20 protein-coding genes are annotated in these 23,830 nt (G+C 59.7%); 12 read left to right on the top strand and 8 right to left on the bottom strand.

Annotated elements, in window-relative coordinates; all coding sequences use genetic code 11:
• Positions 1–428: 428 nt before the first annotated feature.
• From ACIPL2_RS33070 to ACIPL2_RS33050, 5 genes are all read right to left on the bottom strand, one after another.
• A complete protein-coding gene (locus tag ACIPL2_RS33070) occupies positions 429–824 on the bottom strand; it encodes a YbaN family protein (protein ID WP_401364448.1) in 396 nt (131 codons plus the stop codon).
• A 166-nt stretch (positions 825–990) separates the two neighbouring features.
• Positions 991–1,593, bottom strand: a complete 603-nt coding sequence (locus tag ACIPL2_RS33065) for a biliverdin-producing heme oxygenase (RefSeq protein WP_401364446.1) — start codon at positions 1,591–1,593, stop codon at positions 991–993.
• Positions 1,594–1,707: 114 nt separating this feature from the next.
• A complete protein-coding gene (locus ACIPL2_RS33060) occupies positions 1,708–4,272 on the bottom strand; it encodes a TonB-dependent receptor (RefSeq protein ID WP_401364443.1) in 2,565 nt (854 codons plus the stop codon).
• 122 nt (positions 4,273–4,394) lie between these two features.
• Positions 4,395–5,360: a FecR family protein gene (locus ACIPL2_RS33055; protein ID WP_401364440.1), complete on the bottom strand. Its 966-nt coding sequence runs from the start codon at positions 5,358–5,360 to the stop codon at positions 4,395–4,397.
• A gap of 83 nt (positions 5,361–5,443) precedes the next feature.
• Positions 5,444–5,962: an RNA polymerase sigma factor gene (locus ACIPL2_RS33050; protein WP_401364438.1), complete on the bottom strand. Its 519-nt coding sequence runs from the start codon at positions 5,960–5,962 to the stop codon at positions 5,444–5,446.
• Between the two features lie 295 nt (positions 5,963–6,257).
• Here ACIPL2_RS33050 and ACIPL2_RS33045 point away from each other — a divergent pair, with 295 nt between their 5' ends.
• Positions 6,258–7,109, top strand: coding sequence for a hypothetical protein (locus ACIPL2_RS33045; protein ID WP_401364435.1), 852 nt, complete (start codon positions 6,258–6,260; stop codon positions 7,107–7,109).
• A 5-nt stretch (positions 7,110–7,114) separates the two neighbouring features.
• Here ACIPL2_RS33045 and ACIPL2_RS33040 read toward each other — a convergent pair whose 3' ends face one another.
• Positions 7,115–7,555 (bottom strand): hypothetical protein, encoded by a 441-nt coding sequence (locus tag ACIPL2_RS33040; protein ID WP_401364432.1) that lies wholly within the window; start codon positions 7,553–7,555, stop codon positions 7,115–7,117.
• Between the two features lie 63 nt (positions 7,556–7,618).
• On the opposite strand from ACIPL2_RS33040, the gene ACIPL2_RS33035 reads away from it, so the two are divergent.
• Genes ACIPL2_RS33035 through ACIPL2_RS33025 form a run of 3 tightly spaced genes read left to right on the top strand, consistent with a single transcriptional unit; the run spans position 7,619 to position 12,214 of the window.
• Positions 7,619–9,283, top strand: coding sequence for a lipase family protein (locus ACIPL2_RS33035; RefSeq protein WP_401364429.1), 1,665 nt, complete (start codon positions 7,619–7,621; stop codon positions 9,281–9,283).
• 34 nt (positions 9,284–9,317) lie between these two features.
• Positions 9,318–11,375: a type VI secretion system tip protein TssI/VgrG gene (gene tssI, locus ACIPL2_RS33030; protein ID WP_401364426.1), complete on the top strand. Its 2,058-nt coding sequence runs from the start codon at positions 9,318–9,320 to the stop codon at positions 11,373–11,375.
• Positions 11,372–12,214, top strand: coding sequence for a DUF4123 domain-containing protein (locus tag ACIPL2_RS33025; RefSeq protein WP_401364423.1), 843 nt, complete (start codon positions 11,372–11,374; stop codon positions 12,212–12,214). Before tssI ends, ACIPL2_RS33025 begins: the two co-directional genes overlap by 4 nt.
• A gap of 5 nt (positions 12,215–12,219) precedes the next feature.
• Here ACIPL2_RS33025 and ACIPL2_RS33020 read toward each other — a convergent pair whose 3' ends face one another.
• Both ACIPL2_RS33020 and gap read right to left on the bottom strand, forming a co-directional pair.
• Positions 12,220–12,684, bottom strand: coding sequence for a methylglyoxal synthase (locus ACIPL2_RS33020; protein WP_401364420.1), 465 nt, complete (start codon positions 12,682–12,684; stop codon positions 12,220–12,222).
• A 148-nt stretch (positions 12,685–12,832) separates the two neighbouring features.
• A complete protein-coding gene (gene gap / locus ACIPL2_RS33015) occupies positions 12,833–13,834 on the bottom strand; it encodes a type I glyceraldehyde-3-phosphate dehydrogenase (protein WP_401364418.1) in 1,002 nt (333 codons plus the stop codon).
• A gap of 220 nt (positions 13,835–14,054) precedes the next feature.
• Between gap and edd the strand changes: the two genes are divergently transcribed.
• The 8 genes from edd to ACIPL2_RS32975 all read left to right on the top strand — a co-directional run.
• Entirely contained in the window at positions 14,055–15,881 is a 1,827-nt protein-coding gene (edd, locus tag ACIPL2_RS33010) for a phosphogluconate dehydratase (protein WP_401364415.1), read from the top strand.
• On the top strand, positions 15,878–16,828 hold the full coding sequence (locus tag ACIPL2_RS33005; protein ID WP_401364412.1) for a glucokinase: 951 nt from the start codon (positions 15,878–15,880) through the stop codon (positions 16,826–16,828). The genes edd and ACIPL2_RS33005 overlap by 4 nt, the downstream gene beginning before the upstream one ends.
• Before the next feature lie 157 nt (positions 16,829–16,985).
• Positions 16,986–17,717: a response regulator gene (locus ACIPL2_RS33000; protein WP_123409256.1), complete on the top strand. Its 732-nt coding sequence runs from the start codon at positions 16,986–16,988 to the stop codon at positions 17,715–17,717.
• Positions 17,707–19,176, top strand: coding sequence for an ATP-binding protein (locus tag ACIPL2_RS32995; RefSeq protein ID WP_401364409.1), 1,470 nt, complete (start codon positions 17,707–17,709; stop codon positions 19,174–19,176). The genes ACIPL2_RS33000 and ACIPL2_RS32995 overlap by 11 nt, the downstream gene beginning before the upstream one ends.
• A 226-nt stretch (positions 19,177–19,402) precedes the next feature.
• Positions 19,403–20,662: an AGE family epimerase/isomerase gene (locus ACIPL2_RS32990; RefSeq protein ID WP_401364406.1), complete on the top strand. Its 1,260-nt coding sequence runs from the start codon at positions 19,403–19,405 to the stop codon at positions 20,660–20,662.
• Positions 20,663–20,779: 117 nt separating this feature from the next.
• Complete coding sequence (locus ACIPL2_RS32985; protein ID WP_401364403.1) at positions 20,780–22,081, top strand: ABC transporter substrate-binding protein; 1,302 nt, start codon at positions 20,780–20,782, stop codon at positions 22,079–22,081.
• Between the two features lie 153 nt (positions 22,082–22,234).
• On the top strand, positions 22,235–23,143 hold the full coding sequence (locus tag ACIPL2_RS32980; protein ID WP_017340433.1) for a carbohydrate ABC transporter permease: 909 nt from the start codon (positions 22,235–22,237) through the stop codon (positions 23,141–23,143).
• Positions 23,136–23,830: carbohydrate ABC transporter permease (locus ACIPL2_RS32975; RefSeq protein ID WP_401364399.1), on the top strand; the 695-nt coding region annotated here is incomplete at its 3' end. The genes ACIPL2_RS32980 and ACIPL2_RS32975, both read left to right, overlap by 8 nt.

The raw sequence follows: 23,830 nt of genomic DNA, 5'->3' as shown, positions 1-23,830 counted from the left end.
GGCCAGCGCGGTCACTACCAGCAGGCTTTCACCGAAGGTCTTCTGCACCCGCACGGCTTGCTCGGCAGCTTTGGCCTGGAGCAGGTCCTGCACGCTGTCGGTGAGCATCTTGCTGCTGGATGCACTGACCAGTTCATCGTTCTGATTGGTCTGGTAGATGTTCATGCCGACGATCAATGCGACCACACCAAGCAGGCACAGACCGGACAACAGGACTATTTTCAGGCGGATGGAGAGAGCGTCGAACATAGGGCGAACTCGCGAATGGATGAGGTGTTGGCTGTGAGTCGGGGGTCGACCCGGTTCGCCAAATCCATTCAGCGCCATTCAATGCACATCGGCGTGAGCAGAAGTTGCATGAATGGCCTGCCGACGAGCGGTAGCAGGTGAACGTTTGCGCAGGTAAATACCCTGAAAAGGACTGGAATTCAGGAGATTTCCGGCACCGATTCCGGTCGCGACCACATCCACAGATTGCCCAGGCTCATGCCCGCGATGGCCAGGTAAATCGGCCAGCCGTGATCGAGCATCACCAGCATCAAACCTGCGCACAGCAGCATGCTGACAGTGGCGCTGACCTTGGCCCGGCGCGCGATGATTTTGCCGTTGCGCCAGTTGCTGAGGATCGGGCCAAACAGACGATGGTTTTCCAGCCAGGCACTCAGGCGCGGTGAACTCTTGGTCGCGGCCCAAGCGGCCAGCAGGATGAACTCGGTGGTCGGCAGGCCGGGGATGACGATGGCGATCAGGCCGATGCCCAGGCTGACGTAAGCCAACAGGCCGAAGAGGAGACGGGTGATCTTGGGGGTGGCTGGTTGAGGCATGGGCTCAAGGGAACGGGTGTGAGGCGGATCGGAATCTTACAGGCTTGCTTGCTCCGTCCCCTGTGGGAGCGGGCTTGCCCGCGATAGCGATACTACATTCAGCATTTTTTTTGAATGGTAGACCGCCATCGCGGGCAAGCCCGCTCCCACAGGAGATTGCAATCTGTCAGGCGAGTTCTGGGGTGTAAGCCTGTTCGAGCAGAACGGTGAATCGGTTGAAGGCATCGATAGCGCCTTTATCCAACTCGGCTTCTTCTTGTGCGCTGAGTGCCAAACCATCGAGGGTTTTGACGAAGCGTTTCCAGCCTTCAGCGCGGCCACCGGCCGGTTCACCGAGGTGGCGGGCACCGAAGGTTTCGCTTAGGCCCAAACCCACGGCACGCTTGATCAAAAACGCCGCGCCGAGCTTCGAACCCTCGGACACGAACAGCCAGCCCAGCGCCTCGGATTTGGTCGGATTTTTCACGGCACCGGCGACGGGCGCTGGCACTTCGGTGTCCAGGTCCGCGAGGTCAGCCTTGGCTGCTTCAGCACGGCAGCGAGCCGGCAGGTCCGGGACGATGGCGGTCAGTTCCGCATCGTTGTACAGCGACACCAGTTCCGACTGGAACAGGTACTGCGCCACGACAAAACGAGCGAAGTTGGCCTGAATCTCAAACGGCGCGTGGGCTTTGACCAGGGCATCGAGTTTGGTGTGTGGTTCGTGAGTGATCTGGTTCAAGCGTTGCGAACGCAGAGCAGGGCGTTGAGCAGTGTCCTGAGTGGTCATGTGAATTCCTTGAGAAAAAGAGGCGCTTGGTAACGAGACGAATGGCGAGGCGCCGGACAGTAAAAAATCCTCACGGCACTGCTTCTATCGCGCAGTGCCGTGAGGTGGACAGGGTCAGATATCCCACACCAGGTTGACCGCGAAGTTACGGCCCGGTTGAGTCAGGCGATCGAGGTTGGCAGGTTGCGTCACCGAAGCTTCGCCGACGCTGTCGTAACCGCGCACGTCATCCCACTGCCAGTACTTTTTGTTGGTCAGGTTGTAGAGACCCGCGTTGACGGTCACATCGTCGGTGACTTTGTAGAAACCGGCCAGGTCGAGCACGCCATAACCCGGGGTCTTGAACTGGGTACTGGTGCCGTCCGGGGTTTTGAAGCTGGTGCTGTCGACACGGGTCTTGCGTTTGACCAGTGTCCAGCTCAACAGAGCGCCGTAGTTGTCCTGGTCGTAACCCAGACCGAACACGCCGGTCAGCGGGTTGATGCTGTTCAGCGGCTGGCCGCTGTCATCGTTACGCCCATACAGGTACGCCACCGAGCCTTGGGTATAGAGACCCGCCGGGGCTCCGAGGCTGTCCAGGTTCAGGCGGCCCTTAAGCTCCACGCCCTTGATGGTGGCGTGCTTGATGTTGTTGCTCTGGAACGTGGTCTCGGTGTAGCCGGGCGTGATGGCGTTCTCGTCGATGAAGTCGCGGTATTTGTTGTAGAACACCGCAACATCGAAGGTGCCCGCCTCGAATTGGCCGCGCAAGCCGGTTTCATAGCTCTTGCTCTTTTCCGGTTCCAGGTCCGGATTAGGCGCGACCTGATAGCCGCCGGCCAGGTTTTCGAAGCGACCGTACAGGGCCTTGGCGGTTGGCGTGCGGAAGCCTTCGGCGTACTGGCCATACCAAGTGTAGTTGTCGTTGAAGCTGTAGGTGGTGCCGAATTTTGGCGACAGACGATGCCAGGTCTTGGTGTCGTCGTTCACTTCACCGTTACCGCTCTGGTCGGCGGTGGCGAGGAACTCATCAGTGATGTGTGGCTTGAGCTGGGTGTAGTCGTAGCGAACGCCGGGCAGGAAGGTCCAGTTGTTCCAACTGATCTGGTCCTGGGCGAACAGGCTGTAGGTGTTGATGGTCGGATCCGGGAAGTCGCTGGCCGGGGTCAGGGTGTCGGTGGCGCTGGCGGCACCCACGGCACGGCAGGCGCCGAACACGGTCAGGCAGGTGCCGTTGCCGGTACGCAGGCCGGTGACTTTGTCTTGCTTGATAGTGGTGCCGTAGGTCACGAGGTGGTCGGTGGCGGCGATGGCAAACGATTTGTCCGCCTGGACATCAAACACCCATTGGCGATCCTTGTAGGTGGTGTCGCGGTTGCGCAGCACCGTGCGCGACGGCGCGTAGATTTCTTCGGTGCTCTGGTCGGTCTTGGCGATCTGGTAGTTCAGCGTCCATTTGATGTGGTCGGCCAGGGCGCTGTCCAGACCGAAGCTGTGCTCCAGGCCAAATCGCTCGCGGGTGACCGTGTCGTTGCCAGTGCGGGATTTATAGAAGCCGAAACCGCGTCCCGCGTTGAACGGGCCGCCCACTGCACTGAGCTGGTTGGTGTCGCGGTCGTCCTTGTAGTGTTCGTAGGTCAGGCCGAAGCGTGCGTCGTCGGTGTAGTTCCAGCCCAGTTTGGCCAGCACGTTGGTGGTGCGCACGTCCTCGGGGTTGGCCTCGGTGCGGTTCAGGCCGGTGCCGCCGGTTTCACCGTAGGAGTCTGTTTCATGGCCATTGCGCTGACTCAAGTGCAACAAGCCATCAAAGTTGCCGGTGCGTCCGGCCACGGTGCCGGACCTCAGCCAGCTATCGTCAGCCGAGCTGTAACCGGTCTTCAGGCGCGCACCCACCGCTTCGCCCGGCTTGATGATGTCGTCCGGGTCCAGGGTGTAGTAGCTGACCGCGCCGCCGATGGCGTTGCTGCCGTACAGCACTGACGCCGGACCGCGAAGGATTTCCACGCGTTTGACGATTTCCGGGTCGACGTAGTTGCGGTTGGTCTGGGCGTACGGGCCGTTGAAGAAGCTGTCCGGCACCTGCACGCCGTCGATCTGGGTCAACACGCGGTCACCGTCGATGCCACGGATGTTGTAGCCGGTGATGCCGGCGCGCTGACCAGCACCGCCGACAGAAACCCCCGGCTCGTAACGCACCAGATCCTTGATGCTGTTTACGTTGTTGCGGTCGAGGTCTTCGCGGGTGTAGACGCTGACTGTGCTCGGCACGCTGTTCACGTCCTGTTCGTTACGGGTGGCACTGATGGTCACCTGTTCCAGGTTGAGCGCGTTGCTGTTGCTGCGCTTCTCCAGCACGATGTTGTTATTGCCCAGTTTGCGATAGCTCAGGTTGGTCCCCACCAACAGGCGATCCAGGGCTTTCTCCGGCGGCAAGGAACCCCGGACACCCGGTGATGCCACGCCTTGCGCCAGCTCGGCCGGCAAGCCGACCTGCCAGCCGGTTACCGCGGTAAATGCGTTGAGCGCCGAGACCAGCGACTGCTGAGGAATGGCGAACGCGTAATCGCCCATGTTGCGGGTCGGCTGCTCGATGGCGGTGGCGGCCATGAGCGGCGCGCTGCCGGCCATCAGGATGGCGACGGTCAGCAGCGACAGCACGCGGGAAGGTGAAGAGGCTTGGCGGGTAAGGCGAGAGGACATCGATAGCGCTCCGTGTCGCACGAATCTTTATAGGTGCTGATTGGCATTTAAAGATGCGAATCAATTGCATTGGCTATAACGAGACGTACGGGCTTCGGCTATCGAGTAAAAATAATTCTCATTTAGTTCAAGATCACCAACGCCGGGAATTCTTGAAGGCGAGCGGAGGTGATGTGAGCCAGTGAACGAACCACGTCCAGCGGTTGATCGAGGCGGTAATTGCCGGTCACCGCGACGTCGGCCAACTGCTCGTTGTTGTTGATGATCCAGCCCGGATAGTAGCGACGCAGCTCCGCCAGCACCTGGCTCAGCGGGCAGTTTTCGAACACCAGCCGGCCCTGGACCCACGCCAGGTCGGTGGCGGCATCGAGCTTGACCGGTCGATCAAAACCGTTGGGGCCGATGCGGATACTTTCGCCGGCCGACAATCGCACCCGCGCATCGTCGCGGGTGGCCTGCAAGTCGACGTCGCCACGCTGCACCCGAACCTGCGCCACGCCATCGAGGTAGCGCACCGCGAACGCGGTATCGCGCACGCTGGCCTTGACCGGGCCGGCATCGATTTCCAGCGGCTGACCGCGATTGGCCGCCACCTCGAAAAATGCCTCGCCCTGGAACAAACGGGCCACGCGCTGTTGATCGTTGATGGTGCTGGAAAACGCCGAGTTGGTGTTGAGCAGCACGTGCGAACCGTCCTCCAGTTGCAGGCGCTGACGTTCACCCACCACGGTCAAATGATCCGCCTGCAGGCGCATCGGCAGATTGCTGAAACTGAACAGGCCGAGGATCAGCACGGCGGCGGTGGCCAGTGGTTTCCAGTGCGGACGCAGGCGCGACAGGACGCTCACTTTCGGCGGCTTGGCGGCCAGGCTTTGCGCGCACTGCACGACTTGCGGGCCATCCCAGATTGCCTGGGCCTTGGCAAACGCCTGGGCATGCAACGGGTCGGCCTCGAGCCAGGCGTGGAACTGGCGTGTCTGTTCTTCGCTCGGACTGCCCAGCACAATCAGCCAGTCCAAAGCCTGGTCCATCGCGCTTGCGGGGTCCCGCGCCGGGGAGGGCGGAGGGGAGCGGTGGGTGTCCGTCACGGTGTTTCCTCGGCAGTGTCTGTGCACGGCTGTTTTTTTAGTGGAGCTCGAAAGTGCAGCAAGGGTAGCAAAGCCCTGTGGATTCAGTCGCCGTTTAACCGCTCGGCGACATCGATGCAGATCGCCATGATCAGCTTCAGCTCTTTTTGCACGGTACTCAACGACACGCCGAGCTTCTCGGCAATCTCCAGATAACTGTGCCCGTGCAATCGGCTGAGGATGAAAATCTGCTGCTGACGGGCGCTGAGTTCATTGAGGCTCACGTTCAAACGCTCCAGCAACTGTTCGGCATGGGCAGCCTCCTCGGCACTGCTGGCAGGTGCGGCGATGCTTTCCACCACCTCCGTCGGAACGTCATCGAGCATCGTCCGCGACTGAATGCGCCGCGCACGCAAATGGTCCAGCGCCAAGTTGCGCGCCGTCTGGAAAACGAAGGGTTCAAGGTGATCGATGGCCCGCTCACTGAGCGCCCGCGTTACGCGCAGGTAGGTTTCCTGCAAGAGGTCTTCGGCGGTGCTGTGATTGTTGACCATCCGCTCCAGAGTGCGCAGCAGCGAAACTCGCTGGGCGATGAAGACGTGATTGAAGCGCGATTGACTCACGGGAGAACCTGATCCATTACGAGTGAATGATAATGCTTATCATCTGTGTGGGCGGTCAAGCACTTGTTTGTAAGCGTCGTCATACGTTCGGAGCGGGAGGACGCCGATTCAGCGCTGCCCGTTTTGCGGGAAATGGCGCAGCTCTCAGTCATTGCATGGCTGCAAATGTCAGATATTTCAGAGACTGGCGTAGGCGAGATCCCAAACGCTTCCTGGCCCCTCAGACAGTTGTGGATGACTGCTATACCCCTGTTGATACTTTGTTTTTCAGCGTGGTTTTTGACAGGGACATCAAGTGACGGCACTCCAGGAATGGGAAAAGCCAGTTCTCAATAACGGACAATTTTTGTGTTTCGTGAGCCGGCAGTTGGCTCTCGCACTGGCAATCTTTGGTCTGGCGCTCGCCGCTGGCGGTTGTGTTTTTGCACCGGCGCAGAGCTTTACGTTGCAGGCCGAAGTGCCGGCTGATTTCAGGGTCAAGGCCGATGCCTATTACGAGCCGGCCACCGGCGAAATCTGTGAAGCACCGCCGCGTCAGCGAGGTGAAGTGGCGCCGAATCGCAAGTTTTTCACCAGTGAGTTCCAAAGCATTGCACGCACGGCCGAGTTTCAGATTCCGCTGACGACGCGCGCGGGTGGCTGTCCGTTGGTGTTGAGTAGTTTGAGGTTGAATCTGCGAGGGAAATGGGGGCTGGCTCGACTCGATGGCAGTAATGATTTTGCCAGCCTGTCTTTTTACGACGAACTTGCAGATGGCCGTCCAGGTTTTCCAGCTACTGGAGTTCAGGAGTTTCAAGGGCAATGCCAGTGGCTGTTTCGCACTATTGGACCCAATCGCAATATTCGGAAAATCCTGCACTGCCGGGCCGTCGATGCGGAGGGGGAGATGGTGAAACGGATGGCAGGCGGGGTATTACAGCGTGATCAGTTGCCGGGCAGGACGGTGAGGATGGTGTTTAGCCTGGCAAAGGAAGAGGAACCTTATATGGGGGACAACTGGATTCGGTTTCCGCAAGGCTGGAAACGCTGCTTGGGTAAAAGCCTTGAAGACCAATATGCCTTCTGTCGAGGCAACACCACCGATTTCAAACCTTTCAAAATGCCCGACGGCAGAACTTGTACCGTTTACCCCAACTGTACTGAATAAGGAAATCAGACATGACACTTCAGGAGCGAGATATCCCTTGTTTCAGCAATAAAATGCTGGCTTGTCCGTTGCGGGGGCACTGGACGAGCTTTCGATTGGTTGACGAGCACGGAGATGGAAAACCCTACGGCGGCTTGCATTACACCCTTATGGACAGCATCGGCCAGGAATATACCGGACGGTTGGATGGTGAGGGTTTTGTCAAGTTGGAGAATCACTATCGCGGCCCCGTTGTACTCACGCTGAATACCGAATTTCGAGGTGTGGATGACTTGTACAGCGCCTTGCTGAAAAGGAAACACTATCCTCTCCCCATCACCGAACTCCAGTTCCGCGCCGAACAAACCCGCTTCTTCCACGAAGACGGATTTCGTCGCGAGCACAACCCGGCGATTAAGGGCGCCGATGTCTTTGTGCAGGTCGAGGTGCGGGATCTGGTCCGCCATAGCGCGCATCTTCCGCCAGTCGTCCGGCGTTTTTATGAACCACAATCGTCGCTGCTCCGAGCCATGAGCGAGTTGGGTTTCGGCCCCGAGCATTCGTTCGGCATTGCGCTGAGCCCCAACCAACAAAACGTACTGGAAGTGCGGCCGATGCGCGCCATGCGGCCACTGCTGTCCACCGACGACAATTTCTGTGCCTTGAACCTCTATCAACTGGCGTTGATGGCGACCTTGAGTTACACCGACTTCGCCCAAGACCCGCGCGAAAAACCGCTGGATAAAGTGCGCTTTCCCGAGGACCCAAGCATCGGCAATCTGTTTGGCGAGGCGTTGGCCAGCTACCGGGAAAATTGGCGAGTCGATAAGAGCCAGTCTCAAAGGTTTTACCCGTTGTACGAGGACGTGCCGTATTCAAAGCGTCTGGAAATCCTGCCGTTCGACCCGACGCTGTATGAGCAAAACCACCCGGACAAAGGCAAAGACCAGGAACACCCGGCCAACCAGCATTTTTTCGATGATCAGGAGGATGGCGGCGATACCCAGGCGTTTATTTGTCATCACGACGAAGTCGTTCTGATTTCGGTGCGCGGCACGGCCAGTCTGAAAGATGCGTTACGTGATGTGCATGCACTTCAGGTTCCGTTCGAGGAGGGTGTCGGGCAGGTTCACAAGGGGTTTTACAGCGCGTATCAGGCACTCAGCGAGTTCGTACATAACTATTTGGACCGATTCTATGCGGGTCAAAAAATCATTATTTGTGGGCACAGTCTCGGTGGAGCAATCGCTTTGCTGCTGGCCGAAGCACTACGTCGATTCCCTGATGAAAATTACAACATCCTCCTCTACACCTACGGCGCCCCACGCGCCGGCGACTCAACCTTCGTCGAAGGCGCCACCGACCTCGTCCATCACCGCATGGTCAACCACAACGACCCGGTGCCCGGCGTGCCGGCGCCGTGGATGGACGCTAACTGGAAGGTCTGGGTCCCGGGCCTGGGGGCCACGGTCGTTTCCGGACCTTATGGCCTGTTGCTGTTTGGCGCCGGGCTGGTGCGCGTTGGTGGTGATCCCTATCAGCATCACGGGCAACAGCAGCATTTCATGCCCGTGCGCTTTGGTGACAAAGAGTGGTCGGCGGTTTTGTGGGACCCGGACTGCGAGTCCATCGAAGACGCCGCCTGTACGGCCATGCTGGAAAAGACCCGGCGGGGCGATATGCCGGCCCGCGATGGCCTGCTCGCGCAACTGATCAACTACACCGACCATATGATGATCGCCAGTTACATCCCTTGCGCCTGGGCAACTCTGCGTCGCTGGCAGCAAAGCCAGGAAACCGGCACGACCGTTGTCACCGAACGTGAGTACGACGTTGTCGATATCGCCCTCGCGGCGCTCAAGGTGAAACTTCACGAGTATGCCCAGCAGATGCGGCATAACGAGGGACCGCGTGGCGCGACGAAAGATGAAAGCGCCACCATTGAGGCGTTGTACAGAGAGCGTGACCGGCTGGAGAGAACCCGCAAACGCCTGCAAAACTTGCGCTATCGCCGCCTCACCCCGGCTGATGTGTACGGCAGTGCTGCCCGGTTACCGGAGTTTGCCGGTGGCGTGGAACGTTGGTTCAAACAGGCTGAAAATCAGCGAAAGGAGCAGTACGCAATGATTCCAAGGCAATTGGATGATGGATTGTGGCTGGCCCGCGAGCCGCTGGATATCGATTCGATTGTCTGAGTATCGCCAGCGCTGGATTTAAAGGACTAAAAAGATGCATGACCCAATCTCCCAACAACGCTTCTATCTCGATATCAGCGGCTTGCAGCATGACTTTCAGGTCCTGGCCTTCAAAGCCAGTGAATCGATCAGCCAGCCTTATGAGGTGACGCTGGAACTGGTCAGTGAGCGGTCAGATTTCGACCTCGAATCGCCGTTGCACAAGCCTGCATTCCTCGGCTTTGGCCCACCCGGCGAGGGTTTGCACGGACTTGTTTTTAACGTTGCGCAGCGCGAGTCAGGTAAACGACTGACGCGCTATGAACTGACGCTGGTGCCTCAACTGGCGTATCTGGCCCTGTGCAGCGACCAGCGGATTTTTCAGCAACGCAGCGTCGAGCAGATCATTACCGAAGTGCTGAACAAGCACGGCATGCTTGGCGATTCGTTCACCTTTCAACTGAGCCCAAGCGTCTATCTGCCACGTGAGTACTGTGTTCAGTTCAACGAAACCGATCTGGGGTTTATTCAGCGACTCTGTGAAGAGTCGGGCATTCACTACCATTTCCAGCACAGCCCACAAGGGCACCTATTGGCGTTTGGTGATGATCAGACGTACTTTCGCCGGTTGGCCCCGTCCACCTTTCGACAAAAAAATGCTCAGGTTGCCGATCACCCGGTGATTGATACGTTCGGCGTGCGTCTCGCCACGCGTCCCAGCCAAGTGGCGATTCGCGACTATGACTTCGAAAAGCCCAACCGGCTTCTCGAAAAACAGAGCAAAAGCCCGGTCGCTCCGGCGCTGGAGGATTACCGGGCGCCGGGACGTTTTAAAACCGGTGATGAGGGCGAGCGGCTGGCCACGCGTCAGTTGGAGCAACATCGCAGCGATTACCGCTTGGCGGAAGGCGCCAGCGACCTCGGTAACCTGCACAGCGGTCACTTTCTCGTCATGACGGATCATCATTGTGCGCAATGGAATGATCTTTGGCTCCTGACCGGCGTGACGCATGAAGGCCGGCAATTACAGGTGCTTGAAGAGGCGATGCCCAGTCAGCTCCCTACCGCTGATTTTCAGGGCTATCGCAATACCTTCACCGCGACGCCTTGGGATACACCGTATCGACCACCGAAAAAATACCCCAAGCCGACCCTTTCCGGCAGTCAGACCGCCAAAGTCACCGGGCCGGCAGGCGAGGAGATCCACTGCGATGAATACGGTCGGGTCAAAGTCTGTTTCTACTGGGACCGTACCGACCCGCAAACCGATAAAAGCAGTTGCTGGTTGAGAGTCTCGACCGTTTTGGCGGGCGACGGCTACGGCGTGGTCAGCATTCCCCGTGTCGGCATGGAAGTATTGGTCACCTTCATGGATGGCGACCCTGATCGCCCGGTGATTTCCGGTTGTCTGCCTCACCGTACCAACCCGGTGCCCTATCAACTGCCGCAGAACAAGACCCGAAGCGTCTTTCGCAGTCGCAGTTCGAGCAAGAGCACGGGGTTCAATGAAGTGCATCTCGAAGATCGCGCCGGGCAAGAGTTGATCTACCTTCGGGCGCAGCGCGACATGGAGCAAAAAATTGAAAACGACAGCCGTCTGGAAGTCGGTCGCGAGCGCCTGGAAACCATCAAGGGCACCAGCACCAGTGTGTTCGACAGCGAAGAAAATCGCACGACGACAGGCGACCGAAAAACCCGGCTGATGGCCAATGATCATCTGCACGTCGCGCAAAGCAGCCATACCTATGTGGGCGAGGTGCTGGTCGCAGAGGCGGGTCAGGAAATTCATTTCAACGGGGGTGTGAAACTGGTGCTCGAGGCCGGCGATAACATGACCTTGTGTGTGGGCGACCAGCATTTTGTGATCAGTTCGAGTGGCATATACAGCAGTTGTGCAATCGAGGTGGGGGGCAGCCCCGCGCGGGGTACGCTGGCGGCGCCGCTGATACCGGGGGCAACACAGGCATTGACGACCCCGATCGAACGAGCGCCGGTCATCGCCTTTGTCCAACGGGCGTTGATGACGCTGGCGGGCGAGCAATCGGCAGATTTCTGCCCGATCTGCGAGGCGTGTCGAGAGGGTGTTTGTTCAACCGAAGGAGTCTGCGCATGAGCAACTTGCCTGTTCAGTGGATGGCGCAGCAATCACAACGTGGCCGTCATCTGTATCTGATTCTTGACTCGAAGGCGGCGCCGCGGACTCATCAGGCGTTGTTGCACCAGCTGACGCCTGAACACTATCGCAGCGTCTATCGGGAAACCGCCGTCGCTGCGCTGGCCGTGGGCGGCCCGTTTATTTTTTCAATCGACAGCCTGAACCTGTCATCACTCAATGAGTGGTTTGAAGGGCAGTCCCGGGATTGGGGCTGGCTGGCGAGCATCGACCATCACTCAATCGAAATACTGGTGAAACATTGGCGCGAACGCCTGCTTGTCGGGAAACGACCGCAACAGGCGCTGTACCGTTTTCACGACAATCGGGTGTTGGTGCGAGCACTGGCTCATCTTCCCGAGTCGGCGTACCCCGACTATCTGGGGCCGGTCATCAGTGCCTGTTACTGGCAGGGCGAGCACTGGACGTCAGTAGAGAATCCGGCGCCGGGCGAATACCCGGTGCCCGACTCACCGCCATGGCTGGATATCCCGGCGCCGGTCAGCCAGGAGCGGGCGATCCTTTTGGCTAATGTCGGTCAGTACCTGTTGGCCGAGTACAGTGAAGACCTTGCCCGATTACCGGCGGACCTGTCGCCGAGGGCCTGGCTGATGGAACAACTCGACCTCGCACAGCAGTGGGGATGGCAGACGCAGGAGCAGCTGCATTTTCTGGTGGTCGAGCGCCTGCGGGAGATGCACACGCCCGGTATCAAAAACTGGGATCCGCGGCCTGAAGAGCACGCGCAGGCTCATTTTGAGCGCCTGCGCGACGAGCGACTCCTCGAGGTCAAACCCTGATCGTATTAACCCCGTCCCGACAGATAGGTCGCGTAATCCGGGATGCGGTGTGGGTGAGCCTGTTCCATCAACGGACTGCTGAGCAGGTAGTCGGCGCTGCACTCGTTGCACGCCACCGGGATGTTCCACACCGCCGCGACTCGCAGCAATGCCTTGATGTCCGGGTCGTGGGGCTGTGGTTCGAACGGGTCCCAGAAGAACACCAGCATGTCGACGCGCTGCTCGGCGATTCGCGCGCCGAGTTGCTGGTCGCCGCCGAGTGGGCCGCTGATCATGCTTTCCACGGGCAGGTCCAGGCGTTGTTGCAACAACAACCCGGTGGTGCCGGTGGCGATCAGTTCATGTTGCGCGAGTTTGTCTTTCTGCCGCTCGGCCCAATCCAGCAAAAACACTTTGCAGTGGTCATGGGCCACCAGGGCGATACGCTTGCGCGCCGCGATGGTTTTTTGGGTAAAGCTGATACCGATCATCGGTCACTGCTCCTCAAATGGCGCGCACCTTGTAGGAGCGAGCTTGCTCGCAAAGGTCGTTAACGATGACAAGGGTCGCCTGAGTGGGCGCGGGGCCCTTACATCCTTCGCGAGCAAGCTCGCTCCTACAAAAAGTGGGAAGTGCTGCTTATTCCGCGTTGCACAGCGCCAGGCAGTTATCGAGCATCCGGTTGGAGAAGCCCCATTCGTTGTCGTACCAGGCCAGTACCTTGAGCAGCTTGCCGCTGGACTTGGTGTGGTTGGCGTCGAAGATCGATGACAGCGGGTTGTGATTGAAGTCGCTGGAAACCAGCGGCAGGGTGTTGTAGCCAAGAATCTTCGAATGCTGGCTCGCTTCTTTCAGCAGGGCATTCACTTCATCGGCCGACGCTTCACGCTTGAGTTGCACGGTCAGGTCCACCAGCGACACGTTGATCACCGGAACACGCACCGCCATGCCGGTCAGTTTGCCGGCCAGTTCCGGCAGCACCAGGCCCACCGCTTCAGCGGCGCCGGTCTTGCTCGGGATCATGTTCTGGGTGGCCGAACGGGCGCGGTACGGGTCGGTGTGGTAGACGTCGGTCAGGTTCTGATCGTTGGTGTAGGCGTGGATAGTGGTCATCAAACCGCTTTCGATGCCCAGCTCGCGGTGCAGCACCTGAGCCACCGGGGCCAGGCAGTTGGTGGTGCACGACGCGTTGGAAATAATCTGGTGGGACTGGCGCAGGATGTCGTGGTTCACCCCATAAACCACGGTGGCGTCGGCGCCTTTGGCCGGGGCCGAGATGATCACTTTGCGCGCGCCGGCCGTAATATGCGCGGCGGCTTTGGCCCGGTCGGTGAACAGGCCGGTGCATTCGAACACGACATCAATTTTTTCCGCAGCCCAGGGCAGGTCGGCCGGATTACGAATGGCGCTGACCGAAATACGGTCGCCGTTGACGGTCAGGCTTTCCAGATCGTGCTGGACATCGGCGTCGAACGTGCCGTGAACAGTGTCGTACTTGAGCAGATGAGCGTTGATCGAACTGTCGCCCAGGTCGTTGATGGCGACGATCTGCAGATCCTGGCGATAGCCTTGGGTATACAGTGCCCGCAGGACGTTACGGCCAATTCGGCCAAAACCATTGATTGCGATTCGAAGAGTCATTTAACTGGGCCGCCGTCGTTTTGTTGTTGGAATTACAAGATTATTCGCAAAAAAATAGAAAACAAGCCTTTTTAATGGCAATATTTTGTTCAATCTACAACGAGTGACCTGAATCAACTGGTCCGACCGATCAAGAAAACCGTCTGTCATCCCATCGACACCGGCTCTTGATCAGCATAGACAATCAGGTCGCCACATCCGTTAGCCTGGAGTTCTACACATGCATCCCCGCGTCCTTGAGGTCACCGAACGGCTTATCGCCCGCAGCCGCGCCACGCGTGAGGCTTACCTTGCACTGATTCGCGGTGCAGCCAGCGACGGGCCGATGCGCGGCAAGCTGCAATGCGCCAACTTCGCCCATGGCGTGGCCGGCTGCGGCACCGACGACAAGAACAGCCTGCGGATGATGAACTCCGCCAACATTGCAATTGTTTCGTCATATAACGACATGCTCTCGGCGCATCAGCCGTACGAAGTCTTCCCGGAACAGATCAAAAAAGCCCTGCGTGAAATCGGCTCCGTCGGCCAGTTCGCCGGCGGCACCCCGGCCATGTGCGATGGCGTGACCCAGGGCGAGCCGGGCATGGAACTGAGCCTGCCGAGCCGTGAAGTGATTGCGCTGTCCACCGCCGTGGCGTTGTCCCACAACATGTTCGATGGCGCTTTGATGCTCGGCATCTGCGACAAGATCGTCCCGGGCCTGATGATGGGGGCATTGCGTTTCGGCCATCTGCCGACGATCTTCGTGCCGGGCGGGCCGATGGTCTCGGGCATTTCCAACAAGCAGAAAGCCGACGTGCGCCAGCGCTACGCCGAAGGCAAGGCCAGCCGCGAAGAGCTGCTCGAATCGGAAATGAAGTCCTATCACAGCCCTGGCACCTGCACTTTTTACGGCACCGCCAACACCAACCAGTTGTTGATGGAAGTCATGGGCCTGCATTTACCGGGCGCGTCTTTCGTCAATCCGAATACGCCGTTGCGCGATGCCCTGACCCGCGAAGCGGCACATCAGGTGACGCGCCTGACCAAGCAGAGCGGCGACTTCATGCCGATCGGCGAAATCGTCGACGAGCGCTCGCTGGTCAATTCCATCGTCGCGCTGCACGCCACTGGCGGTTCGACCAACCACACCCTGCACATGCCGGCCATCGCCATGGCGGCGGGTATCCAATTGACCTGGCAGGACATGGCCGACCTCTCCGAGGTGGTGCCGACCCTGAGCCACGTCTACCCGAACGGCAAAGCCGACATCAACCACTTCCAGGCGGCGGGCGGCATGTCGTTCCTGATCCGCGAATTGCTCGAAGCCGGGTTGCTCCACGAAAACGTCAACACGGTTTTGGGCCACGGCCTCAGCCGCTACACCCTGGAACCGTTCCTCGATAACGGCGAACTGGTCTGGCGCGAAGGCCCGACCGAAAGCCTCGATGAAACCATTCTGCGTCCAGTCGCTCGGGCGTTCTCGCCAGAGGGTGGCTTGCGCGTGATGGAAGGCAACCTCGGTCGCGGTGTGATGAAAGTGTCGGCCGTCGCATTGGAAAACCAGATCGTCGAAGCGCCGGCCATGGTGTTCCAGGATCAGCAGGATTTGGCCGACGCGTTCAAGGCCGGTTTGCTGGAGAAGGATTTTGTCGCGGTGATGCGCTTCCAGGGCCCGCGCTCCAATGGCATGCCGGAACTGCACAAGATGACGCCGTTCCTCGGCGTGCTGCAGGATCGCGGCTTCAAGGTGGCGCTGGTGACTGACGGGCGTATGTCCGGCGCGTCGGGGAAAATCCCGGCGGCGATTCACGTCAGCCCCGAAGCGTATGTGGGCGGCGCTTTGGCGCGGGTGCAAGAGGGCGATATCATTCGCGTCGATGGCGTCAAAGGCACCTTGGAGCTTAAGGTGGACGCCGAAGAATTCGCAGCGCGCACGCCGGCCAAGGGCTTGTTGGCCAACAACATCGGCAGCGGGCGCGAACTGTTTGGTTTCATGCGCATGGCCTTCAGCTCCGCAGAGCAGGGCGCCAGCGCCTTTACTTCTGCCCTGGAGACGCTTAATTGAAACTGGCTTTGGTCGGTGACATCGGTGGGACCAACGCACGTTTCGCGTTGTGGAAAAACCAGCAGCTGGAATCGGTCCAGGTGCTGGCGACGGCAGATCACACCAGCCCGGAAGAGGCCATTGGTCTCTACCTCAGCGGCTTGGGGCTGAAACCCGGCGACATCGGTTCGGTGTGCCTGTCGGTGGCCGGCCCGGTGGGCGGCGATGAATTCAAGTTCACCAACAATCACTGGCGACTCAGCCGCAAGGGGTTTTGCCAGACCTTGCAGGTGGATCAGTTGCTGCTGGTCAACGACTTCTCGGCGATGGCGCTGGGCATGACCCGTTTGCAACCGGGCGAGTTTCGCGTGGTGTGCGAAGGCACGCCGGAACCGTTGCGGCCGGCGGTGGTGATCGGTCCGGGCACTGGCCTTGGCGTCGGTACCTTGCTCGATCTGGGCGAAGGGCGTTTTGCCGCGTTGCCGGGCGAGGGCGGTCACGTCGATTTGCCGCTGAGCAGTCCTCGGGAAACTCAACTGTGGCAGCACATCTTCAATGAGATTGGCCATGTCAGCGCCGAGACCGCGTTGAGTGGCAGCGGCTTGCCGCGCGTCTATCGGGCGATCTGCGCGGTGGATGGGCATGAGCCGGTTCTCGACACGCCGGAAGCGATCACCGCTGCCGGGCTGGCGGGCGACCCGATTGCCCTGGAAGTGCTTGAGCAGTTCTGCTGCTGGCTCGGTCGCGTGGCCGGCAACAACGTGCTGACCACCGGTGGGCGCGGTGGCGTGTTCATTGTGGGCGGGGTGATTCCACGGTTTGCCGATTTCTTCCTCGAAAGCGGTTTCGCCCGGTGCTTCGCCGACAAGGGCTGCATGAGCGATTACTTCAAGGGGATTCCGGTGTGGCTGGTGACGGCGCCGTATTCCGGATTGATGGGCGCAGGGGTGGCGCTGGAACAGGCTTGAGACCGTGTCGCGCCCTTCGCGGGCAAGCCTCGCTCCTACAGGATTACCGAAATCCCTGTAGGAGCGAGGCTTGCCCGCGAAGAGGCCCGCACAGACACATAGAATAGCGATCGATCAGGCATAATCCGCCCAATTCAAATAACAAGGACGCCTTCCTGTGAGCTCAGTCAACAAGTCGATTTTGTTGGTCGATGACGATCAAGAGATACGCGAGTTGCTGGACACCTACCTGACTCGCGCCGGTTTCCAGGTCCGTACCACGCCCGACGGCGCCGGTTTTCGTCAGGCGATGAACGATGCGCCAAGCGACCTGGTGATCCTCGATGTGATGCTGCCGGACGAAGACGGGTTCAGTCTGTGCCGCTGGATTCGCCAGCACCCGCGTCAGGCGCAGGTGCCGATCATCATGCTCACCGCCAGCTCCGACGAAGCCGACCGCGTGATTGGCCTGGAATTGGGCGCCGACGATTACCTCGGCAAACCCTTCAGCCCGCGTGAATTGCAGGCGCGCATCAAGGCCTTGTTGCGCCGTGCGCAGTTCGGTCAGGAACGTTCCGGCAGTGAAGTGCTGGCCTTCGATGACTGGCGCCTGGACATGGTCAGCCATCGGCTGTTCCACATCGACGGCGAAGAAGTGATTCTCTCTGGCGCTGATTTCGCGCTGCTGAAACTGTTCCTCGACCACCCTCAGGAAATCCTCGACCGCGACACCATCGGCAACGCCACCCGTGGCCGCGACTTGATGCCGCTGGATCGCATCGTCGACATGGCGGTCAGCCGTCTGCGCCAACGCCTGCGCGACACTGAAAAACCGCCACGGCTGATCCGTACCGTGCGTGGCAGCGGCTACCAACTGGCAGCCAATGTGGTTGCCAGCAATGGCCACTGAGTTTCTGCGCAAACTCGCTGCGCGCATCCCGGTGCCGCGTTCACTGCTCGGGCGGATGTTGCTGCTGACCTTGCTGGCGGTGCTGTTTGCCCAGGCGTTGTCGAGCGTGATCTGGGTTTCGCAACTGCGCGCCACCCAACTTGAAGGCCTGGTCACCAGTGCCCGCAGCCTCGCCCATTCAATGACCGCCAGCGTCAGTTATTTCCGCTCATTGCCGGTGGCGTTCCGGCCACTGGTGCTCGACCAGTTGCGCAGCATGGGCGGCACCCGTTTCGTGGTGACGCTGAACGACAAACCCTTGGGCATGGAAGTGCTGCCGATCACCCCGCGCAAAGCGGCGGTGCTCAAGGCGGTCGACGAAGTGCTGCGCGAATCCCTGGGCCATGACACCGATATCTCGGTGACCTTCGTCAGCCCCGAAGACCTGCGGATCTTCAATAGCGGGCTGAAGCTCGATGAATTGCCGCGCTCCTGGGCGCATTACGCGTTGACGTTGGAACCAGTGAACCCGCCAGTACTGGTCACGCAAATCCAGATGGCACCGGGCGAATGGTTGTACATCGCGTCCTTGTTGCCCGAGCCCTACACCAGTCTTGAAGAGCAAGGACTGCCCGCGCAGCAGGTCTGGTTCATCGTGCTCACCAGCGGCTTTTTGCTGTTGTTCATCGGCCTGCTGGTGCACTGGCAAAGTCGCCCGCTCAAGCGCCTGGCACGGGCGGCGCGTGACATGTCGTTGGGCGCCGAAGTCGAACCGGTGGCCGAGGGCGGTGGCAGTGAAGTGGTCGAAGTCGGCCGTGCCTTCAACGCGATGCGCGAACGCATCAGCCGTTACCTGACTGAACGCAGCCAGTTGTTCAGTGCGATTTCCCATGACCTGCGCACGCCGATTACCCGGCTGCGGCTGCGGGTTGAATTGCTCGAAGACGAAACGCTGCAAGCCAAGTTCGGGCGTGATCTGGATGAATTGGAGCTGCTGGTCAAAGGCGCGCTGCAATGCGTGAAAGACACCGACATTCACGAAAACATCGAGCCGGTGGACCTCAACCATGTGCTCGATTGCCTGGTGGAACCCTATCTGGCGCCCAACGGCAATGGCCGCGTGACGCAACAGGGACGTGCGTTGGCGGCGTATCCGGGCAAACCGCTGGCGCTCAAGCGTTGCATCGGCAACCTGATCGACAACGCCTTGAAGTATGGACAGAAAGCCCATCTGCACATCGATGACGACCAGAGCGCGTTCATTCTGCATGTGGACGACGAAGGCCCGGGCGTGCCGGAGCAGCGGATGGAGCAGGTGTTCGAACCGCACTTCCGCTTGGCGGGGCAGCAGCAGGGTTATGGGTTGGGGCTGGGGATTGCGCGCAATATTGCCCATAGCCATGGGGGGGAAGTCAGCCTGCAGAATTTGCGTGAAGGCGGGTTGCGGGTGACGTTGCAGTTGCCCCGCAGTGTTGATTAGCGGTACCGCGTTATCGTTCTTCGCGAGCAAGCCCGCTCCCACATTTGATCTCCATGCGACGCAGATCAAATGTGGGAGCGGGCTTGCTCGCGAAGGCGTCAGACCTTTCAACGCATCCCCAGGGCCAATGTCACAAGTCAGTGACATAACTCGCCCCCTTCGTTACAAGCCCGCCACCGCCCGTTGTTTAGACTGCCCCCAGTCATAACAACAAAAAAGGCACCCCATGGACACCTTTCACCCGGCCTTCAGCAGTTGGCTGAACGCACCCGCTCATCAGCAATGGCTCGCCGCCGAGGGCTTGCGCCTGCTGGCGTTTGCCAAGGCTTCAAAGCTCCCCGAAGGCTTCGGCAACCTCGACGATCAGGGCCGCTTGCCGGCCAACGCGCAAGCCGAAACCATGAACACCGCGCGCATGACCCACAGCTTCGCCATGGCTCATATCCAGGGCTTGCCGGGTTTTGCCGAGCTGGTCGATCACGGTATCCAGGCCCTCAGCGGCCCATTGCGTGATGCCGAGCACGGCGGCTGGTTTGCTGTCGCACAGCATCGCGACGACAACACCGGCAAAGCGGCCTATTTGCATGCCTTCGTCGCACTGGCCGCGAGTTCCGCCGTCGTCGCGCAACGGCCCGGCGCCCAGGCCTTGCTCGATGAGGCGATCAAGATCATCGACACGCATTTCTGGAGCGAAGAGGAGGGCGCGATGCGCGAATCCTTCAACCGCGACTGGAGCGATGAAGAAGCCTACCGCGGCGCCAACAGCAACATGCACGCCACCGAAGCGTTCCTCGCGTTGGCCGATGTCACCGAGGACAACCGTTGGCTGTGCCGCGCCCAGCGCATTGTCGAACGGGTCATTCATGGTCACGCCGCTGCCAACGATTACCTGGTGGTCGAGCACTTCAACCGCGACTGGCAACCCGTGCGCGAATACAACCACGACAACCCGGCCGACGGTTTCCGCCCTTATGGCACTACACCGGGCCACGGTTTCGAATGGGCGCGGTTGTTGTTGCACCTAGAGGCGGCGCGCGTTCAGGCCGGGATGCTGACACCGGGCTGGCTCGCCACCGACGCGCAAAAACTCTTCGAGCACAACTGCCGTCACGGCTGGAACGTCGACGGTGCGCCGGGGATTGTCTACACCCTCGACTGGGACAATCGCGCCGTGGTGCGCCATCGCTTGCACTGGACTCACTGCGAAGCCAGCGCCGCCGCCAGTGCCCTGCTCAAGCGCACTGGCGATGCGCAATACGAAACCTGGTACCGACGGTTCTGGGAATTCTGTGACAACCATTTCATCGATCGATGCGCTGGCAACTGGCACCACGAACTCGATCCGCAGAACCGCCCGAGCGCCGATATCTGGGCCGGTAAACCCGATCTTTATCACGCCTGGCAAGCCGTCCTGATCCCGCGCTTGCCCCTGGCGCCGAGCATGGCCACTGCGCTGGCAGCATTGTCCCAGAGCGTTCCTGTGTAACCATGTGGTGACATTCGAACGTCCCTTCGTTACCTGCGAAGGGACAACTCCTGTTTAAAATCCTATGCAGCGCAAGCACCAGACTTGCATGCATAACAACAAGAAAGGTACTTCTAGATGAATGCGATTTCTCGCCTCGCTACTGTCATTTCTCTCGCGTCACTGCTCCCTCTTTCTGCATTCCCGCTGAGCACCCTTGCCGCCGATTCCAAAGGTTCGGTGGAAGTCGTTCACTGGTGGACCTCTGGTGGTGAAAAGGCAGCGGTCGATGTCCTCAAGGCTCAAGTCGAAAAAGACGGCTTCACCTGGAAGGACGGCGCAGTCGCCGGTGGCGGCGGCGCTACCGCCATGACCGTACTCAAAAGTCGCGCCGTGGCGGGTAACCCGCCGGGTGTAGCGCAGATCAAAGGTCCGGACATCCAGGAATGGGCGTCTACCGGCCTGCTCGACACCGACGTCTTGAAAGACGCTGCCAAGTCCGAAAAGTGGGACAGCCTGCTCGACAAGAAAGTCTCCGATACCGTGAAGTACGACGGTGACTACGTGGCCGTGCCGGTGAACATTCACCGCGTCAACTGGCTGTGGATCAACCCGGAAGTCTTCAAGAAAGCCGGCATCGAAAAAGCCCCGACCACCCTCGAAGAATTCTACGCCGCTGGCGACAAGCTCAAAAAAGCAGGCTTCATCGCCCTTGCCCACGGCGGCCAGCCCTGGCAGGACAGCACTGTGTTCGAAGCGGTGGTGCTTTCGGTCATGGGCGTCGACGGCTACAAGAAAGCCCTGGTGGACCTGGACAACGCTGCGCTGACCGGTCCTGAAATGGTCAAGGCGTTGACCGAGCTGAAAAAAGTCGCGACCTACATGGACGCCGACGGCAAAGGCCAGGACTGGAACCTCGAAGCGGCCAAGGTCATCAACGGCAAGGCCGGCATGCAGATCATGGGTGACTGGGCCAAGAGCGAGTGGACAGCAGCCAAGAAAGTCGCCGGCAAGGACTACGAGTGCGTAGCGTTCCCGGGCACCGACAAGGCCTTCACTTACAACATCGATTCCCTCGCTGTGTTCAAGCAGAAAGACAAAGGCACTGCGGCCGCTCAGCAGGACATTGCCAAGGTCGTGCTGGGTGAGAACTTCCAGAAAGTCTTCAGCATCAACAAGGGTTCGATCCCGGTTCGAATCGACATGCTGAACGACATGGGCAAGTACGGTTTCGATTCCTGCGCGCAGACCGCTGCCAAGGACTTCCTGGCAGACGCCAAGTCCGGCGGCCTGCAGCCAAGCATGGCGCACAACATGGCGACCACGCTGGCGGTACAGGGCGCGTTCTTTGATGTCGTGACCAACTTCATCAATGACCCGAAAGCCGATCCGGCCACTGCCGCCAAGCAACTCGGCACGGCCATCAAGGCAGCCAAGTAACCGTTAGCCGCGCGGCCCCCTGTGGGAGCGGGCTTGCTCGCGAAGGCGGCGTGTCAGGCAACACTGTATGAACTGACACGACGCCTTCGCGAGCAAGCCCGCTCCCACAAGGGAAAGCGCTTGTAATTCCTTTTCTACGTACGGGATCTTCCCATGAGTTCTGTTGCTGTGTTCAGCAAGGCCTCGCCGTTCGATGCATTGCAACGCTGGCTCCCCAAATTGGTGCTGGCGCCGAGCATGTTCATCGTCCTGGTGGGCTTTTATGGCTATATCCTGTGGACGTTCGTCCTGTCGTTCACCAGTTCGACCTTTCTGCCCACTTACAAATGGGCGGGCCTGGCGCAATACCAGCGGCTGTTCGACAACGACCGTTGGTGGGTCGCGAGCAAGAACCTGGCGGTTTTCGGCGGCATGTTCATCGGCATCACCCTGGTGATCGGTGTGCTGCTGGCGGTATTCCTCGACCAGCGCATTCGTCGCGAAGGTTTCATCCGCACCATTTACCTGTACCCGATGGCGCTCTCGATGATCGTCACCGGTACCGCCTGGAAATGGCTGCTCAACCCGGGCATGGGCCTGGACAAATTGCTACGTGACTGGGGCTGGGAAGGCTTTCGCCTGGACTGGCTGATCGACCCGGACCGCGTCGTGTATTGCCTGGTGATCGCGGCGGTATGGCAAGCCTCGGGTTTTATCATGGCGATGTTCCTCGCCGGCCTGCGTGGCGTTGATCAATCGATCATTCGTGCCGCCCAGATCGATGGCGCGAGCATGCCACGCATTTACCTGAAAGTGGTGTTGCCGAGCCTGCGCCCGGTGTTCTTCAGTGCGGTGATGATCCTGGCCCACATCGCGATCAAGAGTTTCGACCTGGTGGCGGCAATGACCGCTGGCGGCCCGGGTTACTCCTCCGACCTGCCTGCGATGTTCATGTATTCCTTTACGTTCAGTCGCGGCCAGATGGGCATGGGCTCGGCCAGTGCGATTCTGATGCTCGGTGCGATTCTCGCAATCATCGTGCCTTACCTGTACTCCGAGCTGAGGACCAAGCGCCATGACTAGTTTCGCTGCCAAACCTTCCATCAGCCTGAGTCGCATCGCGATCTACGGCGTGCTGATCCTCGCGGTATTTCTTTACCTGATACCGCTGGTGATCATGCTGTTGACCAGCTTCAAGACACCGGAAGACATCAACACCGGCAACCTGCTGAGCTGGCCGACCGTGGTCAGTGGCATTGGCTGGGTCAAGGCCTGGGGCACGGTCGACGGGTATTTCTGGAACTCGATCAAGATCACCGTCCCGGCGGTACTGATCTCCACCGCGATCGGTGCGCTGAACGGCTACGTGCTGTCGATGTGGCGCTTTCGCGGCTCGCAGTTGTTCTTTGGTCTGCTGTTGTTCGGTTGCTTCCTGCCGTTCCAGACCGTCCTGCTGCCAGCCTCGTTCACCCTCGGCAAGATGGGCCTGGCCAGCACCACCACGGGCCTGGTGTTCGTGCACGTGGTCTACGGCCTGGCGTTCACCACGCTGTTTTTCCGTAACTACTACGTCAGTGTTCCCGATGCGCTGGTGAAGGCAGCACGGCTGGATGGCGCGGGTTTCTTCACCATCTTCCGCTTGATCATCCTGCCGATGTCCACCCCGATCATCATGGTCTGCCTGATCTGGCAGTTCACCCAGATCTGGAACGACTTCCTGTTCGGCGTGGTGTTCTCCAGCGGTGATTCGCAACCGATCACGGTGGCGCT

The sequence above is a fragment of the Pseudomonas sp. NPDC086251 genome (genome assembly GCF_044746405.1).
Taxonomy (GTDB): domain Bacteria; phylum Pseudomonadota; class Gammaproteobacteria; order Pseudomonadales; family Pseudomonadaceae; genus Aquipseudomonas.
This window is presented reverse-complemented; position numbering and strand designations above follow the sequence as displayed.

Bases quoted from the DNA above. Each gene is read 5' to 3' on its own strand.
- ACIPL2_RS33070 (WP_401364448.1), bottom strand. From the start codon at position 824: ATGCCTCAACCAGCCACCCCCAAGATCACCCGTCTCCTCTTCGGCCTG.
- ACIPL2_RS33065 (WP_401364446.1), bottom strand. From the start codon at position 1,593: ATGACCACTCAGGACACTGCTCAACGCCCTGCTCTGCGTTCGCAACGC.
- ACIPL2_RS33060 (WP_401364443.1), bottom strand. From the start codon at position 4,272: ATGTCCTCTCGCCTTACCCGCCAAGCCTCTTCACCTTCCCGCGTGCTG.
- ACIPL2_RS33040 (WP_401364432.1), bottom strand. From the start codon at position 7,555: ATGGCGGACCAGATCCCGCACCTCGACCTGCACAAAGACATCGGCGCC.
- ACIPL2_RS33035 (WP_401364429.1), top strand. From the start codon at position 7,619: ATGAGCGAGTTGGGTTTCGGCCCCGAGCATTCGTTCGGCATTGCGCTG.
- tssI (WP_401364426.1), top strand. From the start codon at position 9,318: ATGCATGACCCAATCTCCCAACAACGCTTCTATCTCGATATCAGCGGC.
- ACIPL2_RS33025 (WP_401364423.1), top strand. From the start codon at position 11,372: ATGAGCAACTTGCCTGTTCAGTGGATGGCGCAGCAATCACAACGTGGC.
- ACIPL2_RS33020 (WP_401364420.1), bottom strand. From the start codon at position 12,684: ATGATCGGTATCAGCTTTACCCAAAAAACCATCGCGGCGCGCAAGCGT.
- gap (WP_401364418.1), bottom strand. From the start codon at position 13,834: ATGACTCTTCGAATCGCAATCAATGGTTTTGGCCGAATTGGCCGTAAC.
- edd (WP_401364415.1), top strand. From the start codon at position 14,055: ATGCATCCCCGCGTCCTTGAGGTCACCGAACGGCTTATCGCCCGCAGC.
- ACIPL2_RS32995 (WP_401364409.1), top strand. From the start codon at position 17,707: ATGGCCACTGAGTTTCTGCGCAAACTCGCTGCGCGCATCCCGGTGCCG.
- ACIPL2_RS32990 (WP_401364406.1), top strand. From the start codon at position 19,403: ATGGACACCTTTCACCCGGCCTTCAGCAGTTGGCTGAACGCACCCGCT.
- ACIPL2_RS32985 (WP_401364403.1), top strand. From the start codon at position 20,780: ATGAATGCGATTTCTCGCCTCGCTACTGTCATTTCTCTCGCGTCACTG.
- ACIPL2_RS32980 (WP_017340433.1), top strand. From the start codon at position 22,235: ATGAGTTCTGTTGCTGTGTTCAGCAAGGCCTCGCCGTTCGATGCATTG.